10 protein-coding genes are annotated in these 10,342 nt (G+C 71.1%); 7 read left to right on the top strand and 3 right to left on the bottom strand.

The window, feature by feature from the left end; translation table 11 throughout:
• The 3 genes from NBZ85_RS20995 to NBZ85_RS20985 form a co-directional block, all read left to right on the top strand.
• Window positions 1–988 (top strand): acyl-CoA dehydrogenase family protein (locus tag NBZ85_RS20995; RefSeq protein WP_261562452.1); only part of this gene is annotated, 988 nt, incomplete at its 5' end.
• Entirely contained in the window at window positions 985–1,584 is a 600-nt protein-coding gene (locus tag NBZ85_RS20990) for an SAM-dependent methyltransferase (protein WP_261562451.1), read from the top strand. The genes NBZ85_RS20995 and NBZ85_RS20990, both read left to right, overlap by 4 nt.
• Before the next feature lie 58 nt (window positions 1,585–1,642).
• Window positions 1,643–2,425 carry a glycosyltransferase family 2 protein gene (locus NBZ85_RS20985; RefSeq protein WP_261558089.1) on the top strand — a complete coding sequence of 261 codons (783 nt, stop codon included), beginning with the start codon at window positions 1,643–1,645 and terminating at the stop codon, window positions 2,423–2,425.
• Between the two features lie 72 nt (window positions 2,426–2,497).
• On the opposite strand, the gene NBZ85_RS20980 is transcribed toward NBZ85_RS20985, so the two are convergent.
• Window positions 2,498–3,469 (bottom strand): alpha/beta hydrolase, encoded by a 972-nt coding sequence (locus NBZ85_RS20980; protein WP_261558088.1) that lies wholly within the window; start codon window positions 3,467–3,469, stop codon window positions 2,498–2,500.
• Window positions 3,470–3,611: 142 nt separating this feature from the next.
• Here NBZ85_RS20980 and NBZ85_RS20975 point away from each other — a divergent pair, with 142 nt between their 5' ends.
• Window positions 3,612–4,790: a PucR family transcriptional regulator gene (locus NBZ85_RS20975; protein ID WP_261562450.1), complete on the top strand. Its 1,179-nt coding sequence runs from the start codon at window positions 3,612–3,614 to the stop codon at window positions 4,788–4,790.
• Window positions 4,791–4,804: 14 nt separating this feature from the next.
• Here the strand turns inward: NBZ85_RS20975 and NBZ85_RS20970 are convergent, their stop codons facing one another.
• Both NBZ85_RS20970 and NBZ85_RS20965 read right to left on the bottom strand, forming a co-directional pair.
• Complete coding sequence (locus NBZ85_RS20970) at window positions 4,805–4,999, bottom strand: ferredoxin (protein ID WP_261558086.1); 195 nt, start codon at window positions 4,997–4,999, stop codon at window positions 4,805–4,807.
• 42 nt (window positions 5,000–5,041) lie between these two features.
• On the bottom strand, window positions 5,042–6,271 hold the full coding sequence (locus NBZ85_RS20965; protein WP_261558085.1) for a cytochrome P450: 1,230 nt from the start codon (window positions 6,269–6,271) through the stop codon (window positions 5,042–5,044).
• A gap of 639 nt (window positions 6,272–6,910) precedes the next feature.
• On the opposite strand from NBZ85_RS20965, the gene NBZ85_RS20960 reads away from it, so the two are divergent.
• The 3 genes from NBZ85_RS20960 (at window position 6,911) to NBZ85_RS20950 (ending at window position 10,170) form a co-directional block, all read left to right on the top strand.
• Window positions 6,911–7,507 carry a TetR/AcrR family transcriptional regulator gene (locus NBZ85_RS20960; RefSeq protein ID WP_261558084.1) on the top strand — a complete coding sequence of 199 codons (597 nt, stop codon included), beginning with the start codon at window positions 6,911–6,913 and terminating at the stop codon, window positions 7,505–7,507.
• Between the two features lie 216 nt (window positions 7,508–7,723).
• Complete coding sequence (locus NBZ85_RS20955) at window positions 7,724–9,208, top strand: aldehyde dehydrogenase family protein (protein WP_261558083.1); 1,485 nt, start codon at window positions 7,724–7,726, stop codon at window positions 9,206–9,208.
• 95 nt (window positions 9,209–9,303) lie between these two features.
• Window positions 9,304–10,170: a mycofactocin-coupled SDR family oxidoreductase gene (locus tag NBZ85_RS20950; protein ID WP_261558082.1), complete on the top strand. Its 867-nt coding sequence runs from the start codon at window positions 9,304–9,306 to the stop codon at window positions 10,168–10,170.
• The last annotated feature ends 172 nt before the right edge of the window (window positions 10,171–10,342 follow it).

Genomic DNA, 10,342 nt, shown 5'->3' with positions numbered 1-10,342 from the left:
GGGGGTTGGCCGGGAGCGCGCAGACGCGTGGGCCGCGACGTGCGCGGCAGCGGGCGACCTGCCGCCCCCTGGGGCCGGCCGGACGCTCGAACGCTGGTCGGCGCTGGCGGCGCTCGCAGCGGACGATCTGGTCCTCGCGCGGCTCACCGAGGCGCACGCCGACGCGGCGGCCATCGTCGCCGAGCTCACGGGAGAACCGCTGACGGCGGGATCCCGCTGGGGGGTCTGGGCCGCGGAGGATCCCGCCGGTGTCCTGACCGCCGCCCTGCTCGACGGGCAGGGCGCGGTCTGGCTGCTCGACGGGGCCAAGGCATGGTGCTCCGGGGCGACGCTGCTGACCCATGCGCTCGTCACCGCGCGCCACGGCCGGAGCCGGCAGCTTCTCGCGGTCGCCTTGGACGCCCCCGGGGTCACCGTCGCCGGGGACGACTGGGCGGATCCCGGCATGAAGGGCGCCGACACTCGCCTGGTGAACTTCGACCGGGTACCCGCCCGAGCCCTCGGCGGGCCGGACGACTACCTGCGCCGCCCCGGGTTCTGGATCGGTGGTATCGGCGTCGCGGCCTGCTGGTACGGGGGTGCCACCGCCGTGGCCGCGCCGCTGCGGGAGCGGGTCGGCGGCCGTGGAGACGACCCGCATGCGGCGGCCCATCTCGGCGCCGTCGACGTCGCGCTCGGTGGCGCCCGCGACGTGCTGCGGGCGGCGGCGGTCGCGGTCGACGCCCGCCCCGAGGCGGATCATGCGCGCCTCGCCCGGCGGGCGCGGGCGACGGTGGCGGGGGCGGCGGCCGAGGTGATCCGCCGGGTCGACCGGGCGCTCGGGCCGGCGCCGCGCGCACGCGACCGCCGGCACGCCGCTCGCGTGGCCGACCTGGAGATGTACATCCTCCAGGATCATGCCGAACGGGACCTGGCCGCCCTCGGCACCGACGTCGCCGCCGCGGCCGAACCAGCCTGGTCGCTGGGGAATGCGCGGAGGATCCGATGACGCTGCCGCCGCGGTACTTCGACGAGCTGTACGCGGGTGACGGCGACCCGTGGGGGTTCGCCGATCGCTGGTACGAGCGGCGCAAACGGGCGCTCACCGTCGCCCTGCTCCCCGACGACCGCTACGCGACCGGCTACGAGCCGGGCTGCTCGATCGGCCTGCTGACCCGCGATCTCGCGGCCCGCTGCGGGCGGCTGCTGGCGACCGACGTGGCGCCCGCCGCGGTGACGGCTGCCGCCCGCCGGACCGCCGACCTGCCGAACGTCCGCGTCGAGGCGGCGCGGCTGCCGGGGGACTGGCCCGCGGAGACGTTCGAGCTCGTGGTGCTCTCCGAGGTGGGCTACTACTTCGACCAGGCCGACGGCCGCCTCGTCGCCGCCCGTGCCACCGCCTCGGCCGGCACGCTGGTCGCCGTCCACTGGCGGCATCCCGTCGAGGACTACCCATGCGGGGGCGACGAGGTGCACGCCCTGCTCCAGCAGGCCGCCGCCGTGGCGGGACTGACGCGCATCGTCCACCATCTCGAGGACGATCTGGTGGCGGACGTCTGGTCGCGTGACGCCCGCTCGGTCGCTGCGCGAACAGGCCTGCGGTGAAGCGGGTCAGTCGCCCACGAGGCGGGTCAGCCTCCCCACGAGGCGGGTCAGCCTCCCCATGAACTCGATCAGCAGGGTCTGCGTGGTGGTCCCGGCCCACAACGAGCAGGATCTGATCGGCGCCTGCCTGGACGCGCTGGGTGAGGCGGTCCGCCACCCGGGTCTGTGCGGGGTCGGCGTCGATGTGCTGGTCGTGCTCGACGACTGCGTCGACGAGTCCGCCCGGCACTGCCGGACGCGCGCGGTGCCGACGCTCGCCGTGCGGGAGCGGAGTGTGGGCAGGGCCCGTTTGTGCGGATTCGCGCGCCTGATCGCCGGGGCGGCAGCGGGCGTGGCACCGGTTCATCCACGCGCAGTGTGGCTCGCGACCACCGACGCGGACAGCCGGGTGTCCCCCGACTGGATCATGGCTCAGGTGGAGTTCGCGCTCAACGGCGCGGATGCGGTGTTCGGCGTGGTCGACATCGACGACTGGGACGGCTTTCCCGCCCCTGCCCAGCGACGTTTCCTGCGGCATTACCGCGGGGCGGAACCCACGGAGTCGGGTCGGCACGGGCATGCGCACGGCGCCAACCTCGGTGTCCGCCTGGATGCCTACAACCGGGTCGGCGGCATTCCCCCGCTTTCCGTCGGCGAGGACAACGCGCTGGCCGTGAACCTGCACCGCCATCCCGATCTGCGCGTCCTGCACACGACCGCGGTGCGGGTCACCACCAGCGCGCGCCGTGACTCCCGCGTCGAAGGCGGATTCGCCCACGTCCTGAGCGGCTTCGCGCAGTCGGGGAGACCGCACCGGCAGGTTTCCTCGCGCCCGCGGTCCTCCTCGCGCCCGCGGTCCTAGGATTCCCGGCTACGTGTTCAGGCGGAATCCGGGTAACCGAGTGGGCGGGGACAGCGGGCAGGTGCAGCGCGATCAGCGGCTCGGGGTGAGTCGGGGTTCGAGGCCGAGGCGGCGGACGATGGCTCGATCCTCGTCGGCGATCATCTGCTGGGTGACCTGGGCGCCCTGGATGAGCCGGGAGCCGTGGAAGGTGCCCGGGTAAAGGTGCAGTTCGGTGGGAACTCCGGCCTGGACGAGTCGTTGTGCGTAGGCGAGGCCCTCGTCGCGTAGCGGGTCGAACTCGCAGACCGCAATGAACGCGGGTGGCAGGCCCGACAGGTCCGCCGCGCGAGCCGGCGCCGCGTAGGCCGGCACGTCCGCGTCGGGCCCCCCGGCGCGGTCGCCGAGGTAGTAGTGCCAGGTGGCCGCGACCTTCCCGCTGTCCCACATCGGCGTGTCCGTGAACGTGCGCATCGACACGGTGTCGAGGCGGTCGTCGAGTTTGGGGGCGGTGAGGAGCTGGAAGCACAGGGCCGGGCCCCCGCGGTCGCGGCTGAGCAGGGTCAGGGCGGCGGCGAGGCACGCACCCGCGCTGCCACCGGCGACGGCGATGCGCGCCGGGTCCACGCCCAGGCTCGGCCGGGCCTCGCGGGCCAGCCAGGTGAGCGCGGCATAACAGTCGTCGAGCGCGGCGGGGTAGGGGTGCTCGGGCGCGAGCCGGTAGTCGACGCTGACCGCCACACAACCCAGCGCCGCGAACCGGAGCGCCTCGGGGTGCGCCATGTCGAGATCGCCGAGAACGAAACCGCCGCCGTGCAGGAAGAGCACCGCCGGACAGTCGGCCGGCGCTGCTACGGGACGGTAGATCCGCACCCGGACGTCCGGTGCGCCCGCCGGTCCCGGGACCGCCCGGTCGCCGATCGAGACCGTACCGCCGGAGTCGGCCTGCGGGGCGGCCGCGGTGAGCTCCCGCACCAGCGCGCGGGCCTGCGCAACGTCGGCGATCGGCACGTCGACCAGAAGCGCGACCCAGGGTGCGATTTCCGGGTCGATGGCATAGCGCACCGGCGATCCTCTCGTCCCTGGGCTGGCCTCGGGCAGGGCGGCTGGCGGTCGGGCCATCGTCGGGTGCGCGACCGTCACGTGTCCACAGGCACCGCGCGTCCTACTGGTACCGCAGGCCTGCTCACGGTCGTAGTCTCCTGGCATGGAGGGGCTGATCCTGCGGCTGGCGGACCTGGACGAGGGCGCGCTGGGCGCGGTGCGGATCATCGCCTTCTTCGACGGCTTCGTCGAGCACCAGGCCAGCCTGGAGACCGTGCTGTCGGCGACCGCCCAGTTCGCCGGGTGCGAGGTGGGCCTCGCCGGTGGCTCGGCGCCGCCGCTGGCGGTGCGGCCCGGTGGAGGAGTCCCGTTCGCCGGCGACCCGCCCGACGGCGCGGTCCGGGCGCGGGCCGGTGACGACCGGTGGGTATGGCTGGCGCGGCCGGGTCCGCCGCTCCCGCAGGACCGGATGCTCCTGGACCGGCTGGGGTACGCGGTTCGGGCGCTGTCGCCCCGGCCACGGCTCGACCACCCCGGGACTGGCGACCCGGCGCTGCTGGAACTGGTGCTCGGCGCGGGCGCGGACGACGCCGGCCGGGCGCGCGCCCTGCGGCTGCTCGGCATCGAGCCGACCTGCCCGGTCACGGTCTACGCCGTCCGCTCGCCCGATCCCGATCCCGATCCCGAGGCCGAGGCCGATCCCGAGGCCGATCCCGAGGCCGATCTTGAGGCCGGCGCCGAGTTCCTGGCCAACCTGCATCCGTGGGTGCGCGCCGTGCGGATCGGCGACCTGCGCGCGGTGGTCGGGCGGGAGGCACCGGCCGACGAGCCGACGCTCCCGGCCGGCGTGCGGGTGGGTCGATCCGCACCGGTGCCGGCCTCGGCGGCGCAACGGGCGTGGCGCGGCGCCCGCACCGCGCTGCGGTTCACCGGGTCCGGGCTGCCGTCGGGGCTCGCCACGCTCGCCGGGGGGTCGGCGCTGGTCACCGAGGAAAGCCTCGGGGTCTGGCGGGACCTCGCCGAGCAGATGCCCCCCGAGCAGATGCCCCCCGAGCGGCTCGCCGCCTCGCCCGACGTCGCGGCGCTGCGGCGGCTCGGCGCCGAGCCGCAGGGCCCGCAAACGTTGACCATGTTGGTCGCCGTGGGCGCCACCGCCTCGCTGCGGCAGGCCGCGGCCGTGCTATGTGTGCACCACAGCACGCTGATCGCGCGTCTGGCCAAGGCCGAGCGCGTCCTGGGCTTCCCCGTCGACACGCCGCAGGGCCGGACCCGGCTGACCGCCGCGCTGATCATCCGGCGCCTCTGCTCGGACCTCGACGCCCCGAACGCTGGATGCCGGTAAGCCCCGGGCCGGCCCTACTCGTCCGGCGCGAGCACCCGCTCCGGGCAGGCCGAGGCACCGAGCCGAGCGGCCTCCTCCAGACCTGGTGGCACGTCCAGCTGTGCCACCGCGCGGATGAAGCCCTCGTCGTCGAGTTCATAGACGTCGGGGGCCTTGGCGTGACATTGCGCGTGGCCCTGGCAGAACTCGTTGCTGACAGACACCTTCATGGGAGCTCCTCTCAGCTCGATAGTCATCGCGTGGCCGCGGGCTCAGTCGCTGTGGGCGGGTGTGCCCACGTCTTCGCGCGGCCTGGGAGTGAAGCGAACCGGAAGGTGCTTGACGGCGTAGACGTCGCCCGCGTCCGTGAGGCGCTCGATGGGTGCCGCGACCTGCACGTCCGGCAGCCGACGCAACAGCTCGGTGATCATCACACGGAACATGGCCCGCGCGAAGTTCGAGCCCAGGCAGCGATGGACACCGAGCGCGAAGGCCATGTGCCGGTTCGTGCTGCGATCAAGATCGATCTCGTGCGGGCGTTCGAAGGCGCTGGGATCGCGGTTGGCCGCCGCGAACATCAGCATGACCCGGTCGCCCTTCTTGAGCTGGCGGCCGTGGAACTCCGCGTCCCGGGTGACGACTCGAGTGAGCCCCTGGACCGGGGTGTCGTGGCGCAGGAACTCCTCCGTCGCGCTCTCCAGGACGGCCGGGTCCTCGATGAGCCGGCGGCGCAGCGCTGGATCGGCGTCGATGCGCAGGAAGGCATTGCCGGTGAGGCCCGCCGTGGTGTCCATGCCACCGAGCAGGAGCAGCACGACGATGCCGGAAAGCTCCTCGTCGGAGAGTTTCTCCCCGTCGATCTCCGTCTCCATGAGATCGCTGAGTACGCCCTTGCCGCGCTGGAGCCGTCGCTGGGCGATCTCCTGGGCGATCGTCCCGTAGATGTTGGCCGCGGACTGGGCGGATCGCTCCGGGGCGTAGGCACGATCATGGATGAGAGAGTGCAGCCAGTCGATCCAGTCCGGCCAGCGGCTCTCGTCGAAGTCGAGGAGCTGCAGAGTCCACCGGGCCGGCAGCGGGGTGAACAGCTGCTCGGCGAGGTCGGCCTCGCCGCTCTCGGCGAAGGCGTCGATCAGCTCGGTCGCCGTGCGGCGCAGGGCCGACTCCCGCTGCTCGGCCTCCTTGGGAGACAGGTAGGGAAGCAGTAACTTCCGGTACTTCTGCAGCATTGGGGGGTCGATGTCGATCGGAATGAAGGACACCTCGACCGGCAGGGCCGGAATAGCCTTGCTCATGTGGTTACTGAAAAGATCCGGGTCCCGGCAGGCGTCGAACACGGCCTCATATGAGGTGAAGAGCCAGTAGCCTCCCCAGGTCGAGGACTTGGCCACCGGGCAACGATTCTGGAGATCCGTCATGATTTCGTAGTTATGTTCCCGGAACTTCGGGCTGTGATGGTCCAGATCGGTGTCGCTGAATCCTGCCTCGTCGAGGGTCGTCACGGGTCGGCCTCCCATTTTTCGATGATGATGATGATGATCGACGGTAGGGTTCGACCGCATCTCCGGCACTACTTCTTCGGGCTGTTGATCGGTGGCCACGGCTGGCCGGTAGCCCCATTCCGCCAGCCCGCTGCGGGACCGCGGTCAGGGCGGGCGATCGTGGGGTGGATGTCCTTCGGCGCCAGGCCGCGTCACCGTGCCTGGGTCTCCAGCCTTTCTCTCGAGCTGGCAGACGCCGGCCGCTGCTCGGCGTGTGGCTGCTCGGCGTGCGGCTGTCCGGCGTGCGGCCGCTCGGCGTGTGGCTGTCCGGCGTGCCGTGCCCGCACCTGCGCGGAGGCCCACCGACACAGCGGTTGCTGTGCTCGGCGACGTGCGACTGTGGGCTGCGACACGATCGGAGGCTAATCTTATTGAGCCGATAGAGTCAATAAAGTTCTATTTGATCATCTTTGGGGATCTAAAGTAACCGATCTGTTACTTAGAGTTATATCGGAAGCCCTCCTGCGGTCAACGGTTCCTGGACGACCACGGCTCACAACGCCTTGATCGCGAAAGTCCTCCTACCATCGGCACGGGGGCACGCTCGTGTGGACGGGGCCGGGAGCGGATCGTCCTGCCGTCAGACTGGAGACACACGCAGTGGGGAACAGGTTCGAGACACCGGCGAAGATCCTCGATGCGGCGTTGGGGTGCATCGCGGCTCACGGACCGGCCAAGATGTCCCTGCGGGATGTCTCCGCGGCGGCGGAGGTCTCTCGTGGCACGCTCTACCGGTACTTCAAGACCAAAGGCGAGCTGCTCACCGCCATCAGCGAACACGTCCGGCGGGGCGTCAGCGCCGCGCTCGACGAAGCAGCCGCCGAGCAGCCGGTCAGCTCTGAGCGCCTCCGCGCGACCGCCGACGCCATCATGCACTACGGAGACGACCACCCCGAGGTTTCCAGAGTCATCGAAGCGGAGCCCGCCTTCGCCCTGCAGTTCATCCGCGACATTTTCCCGACCTTCGTGGCCCAGGTGACGGAACTCCTCGAGCCCGTGCTTGACGATCTCGCCATAGTCCAGGAAGGCAAGGTGAGACGAGAGGTTCTCGCGGAGCTTCTGCTACGAGCCACGAGCTCGCTTTATCTGATCCCGACCGCCAACCCCGACGAGATTACCGACGCAGTCGTGACCCTGTGGGCTTCTGTCGCCGCACCGGCGAAGGCCGGTGATCCCGCTCCAGAAGACGCCACCTGATTCGCCCCGAAGGTTCTCCGCCCAGGGTGCTGGAAATATTCTCCGGGCCCGATCGGGCGTGACTGCGTTCGACGAGTTCTCCCGGCAGAGAAGCCGATCGTGCCCGCGTGCCTCCCCGGACCCAGGCGTAGACACACTGTCAGATGCGCTGTAGCTTTCCTCGACGCACCCGCCCTGTCGGGACGGGTCTTCGATGACGAGGGAGTCTGATCGGCGATGACGACGGCGTCTGAGACGGTGGCCGTACAGGGCGAGCTCCGCCTTCTGATCGACGGGAAACTCGGCGAGTCGGCGGCGGGCGGCCGCTACGACAACATCAACCCGGCTACCGAGGAAATCCTCGGCCAGACGACGGACGCCACCGTCGCGGACATGGACCGGGCCATCGCGGCGGCGCGCCGCGCGTTCGACGAGTCGTCGTGGTCGACGGACCGGGAGCTGCGCAAGCGGTGCCTGGCCCAGTTGCAGGCCGCGCTGGAGGACGAGAAGGAGGCGCTGCGGGCGGAGCTCGTCGCCGAGGCAGGTTCGCCGATCGCGGTGACGCACTTCGCGCAGCTCGACTGGCCGCTGGCCGACGGCCTGCGCGGGCCGCTGGAGCTGATCGACGAGTTCCCGTGGGACCGCCCGCTGCCCGACACGAACCTGTTCGGGCCCAGCCGCCGCGCGGTCTGGAAGGAGCCGGTGGGGGTGGTCGCGGCGATCGTGCCGTGGAACTACCCGTTCGAGGTGACGATCAACAAGTTGGGCCCGATCCTGGCCACCGGCAACACGGTGGTGCTCAAGCCCGCGCCGGACACGCCGTGGAACGCCACCCGGATCGGCCGCATCATCGCCGAGCGGACGGATATCCCGGCGGGCGTCGTGAACGTGGTCCCGACCTCGGACAACGCGGTGGCCGAGCTGCTCGTGACCGATCCCCGGGTGGACATGGTGTCGTTCACCGGGTCGACCGGGGTCGGTCGGCGCATCGTCGAACTGTCTGCCGGGACGATGAAGCGGACGCTGCTGGAGCTCGGCGGCAAGTCCGCGATGATCGTTCTCGACGACGCCGACCTCGCCTCGGTGCTGCCCGGGGCCGGGCTCGGGGCGTGCCTGCACGCCGGGCAGGGCTGCGCGATGACGACGCGGATCCTGCTGCCCCGCTCCGTCTACGACCAGGGGCTCGCGATCCTCACCGAGGTGTTTCGCCAGCTTCCCTACGGAGACCCGAACGACCCGGCGAACCTCTCCGGTCCGCAGATCAACGCCCGCCAGCGCGACCGGGTGCTCGACTACATCGAGATCGGCAAGGCCGAGGGCGCCCGGGTCGTCGCCGGCGGCGGCCGCCCGGCGCACCTGCCGACCGGCTACTACGTCGAGCCGACGCTGCTCGCGGACGTGGACAACGGCATGCGGGTGGCTCGCGAGGAAATCTTCGGCCCGGTGGCCGCCGTGATCCCGTTCGACGACGAGGCGGACGCCGTGCGGATCGCAAACGACAGCCCGTACGGCCTGTCCGGTGGAGTGTTCTCCGCCTCGCTCGACCGCGGCCTGGCCGTCGCCCGCCGGATCCGCACGGGGAGCATCAACGTCAACGGCGGCAACTTCTACGGCTCGAACGGCCCCTACGGCGGCTACAAGCTGTCGGGCAACGGCCGCCAGGGCGGCATCGAGGGCTTCGAGCAGCACCTGGAGAGCAAGTCCGTCGGCTACGCCGGCTGAGCTGCCTCACCTTCGGGTCGTCTCACCTTCGGGTCGCCGGTATCCAGGCGGTCCATCACCAGATCGCACGCACGTACGAGCAGAGGAGCAGGACAATGCCAGGTCGCCTCGAAGGCAAGGTCGCCTTCATCACGGGTGCGGCGCGCGGGCAGGGCCGCAGCCACGCGGTCCGCCTGGCGCAGGAGGGCGCCGACATCATCGCCATCGACATCGTCGAGCAGATCGAGTCGAACCCCTACCCGCTGTCCACCCCGGAGGACCTCGCCGAGACCGTCACGCTGGTCGAGAAGCTCGGCCGGCGCATCATCGCCACCAAGGCCGACGTCCGCGAGCGCGACCAGCTCCGCGAGGCGGTCACCAAGGGCGTCGCCGAGCTCGGGCGACTCGACATCGTCGTCGCGAACGCCGGCATCCTGCCGATGGCGATGGGCGACCCCCAGGCCACCGACTTCATCGACGCCGTCGACGTCGACCTCATCGGCGTGCTGAACGCCGTCGCGGTCAGTATCCCCCACCTGCCGAACTACAGCTCCATCGTGGTCACCGGCTCGACCGCGGCGATGCTCCCCAACACCACCGACAACCCGGCGATGGGTCCGGGCAGCGCCGGCTACGGCTGGTCCAAGAAGACCTTGATCGGCTACGTCGAGCAGATGGCGCTGCACCTGGCGTCGAAGTTCATCCGGGTCAACGCGATCCACCCGACCAACGTCAACACCCACCTGCTCCACAACGACGGGCTGTACGCGCAGTTCCGGCCGGACCTGGAGAACCCGACCCGGGAGGACGTCGAGCCCGCGTTCGTCCTGTTCCAGGCGATGCCGATCCCCTACGTCGAGCCGGTCGACATCTCCAACCTGGTGCTGTTCCTCGCCTCCGACGAGTCCCGGTACATCACCGGCCAGCAGATCCGGGTCGACGCCGGCTCGTTGCTCAAGTTCCCGAACGGCCCCACGGGCTGATCGCCGCCGAGCCCTGCGGAAGGCAGTGCTCGGGTTGCGTCCAAGCGCTCGCCGAGCACCGCCTTCCACGAGGTTCCGGCATCCGAGGTTCCGGGGCCGCTCAACGGTTTTGTGCGGAGTCGAGGAGGGTCTCGAGGGGTTGGGTGTAGGGGTTTCGGCGGGGTGCCTGGGC

It is taken from the genome of Frankia tisae (genome assembly GCF_025403405.1).
GTDB classification, from domain to species: Bacteria; Actinomycetota; Actinomycetes; order Frankiales; family Frankiaceae; genus Frankia; species Frankia tisai.
The sequence above is the reverse complement of the archived record's forward strand: the minus strand, read 5'-3'. Positions and strand labels throughout refer to the sequence as shown.

Bases quoted from the DNA above. Each gene is read 5' to 3' on its own strand.
- NBZ85_RS20990 (WP_261562451.1), top strand. From the start codon at position 985: ATGACGCTGCCGCCGCGGTACTTCGACGAGCTGTACGCGGGTGACGGC.
- NBZ85_RS20985 (WP_261558089.1), top strand. From the start codon at position 1,643: ATGAACTCGATCAGCAGGGTCTGCGTGGTGGTCCCGGCCCACAACGAG.
- NBZ85_RS20950 (WP_261558082.1), top strand. From the start codon at position 9,304: ATGCCAGGTCGCCTCGAAGGCAAGGTCGCCTTCATCACGGGTGCGGCG.
- NBZ85_RS20970 (WP_261558086.1), bottom strand. From the start codon at position 4,999: ATGAAGGTGTCTGTCAGCAACGAGTTCTGCCAGGGCCACGCGCAATGT.
- NBZ85_RS20975 (WP_261562450.1), top strand. From the start codon at position 3,612: ATGGAGGGGCTGATCCTGCGGCTGGCGGACCTGGACGAGGGCGCGCTG.
- NBZ85_RS20955 (WP_261558083.1), top strand. From the start codon at position 7,724: ATGACGACGGCGTCTGAGACGGTGGCCGTACAGGGCGAGCTCCGCCTT.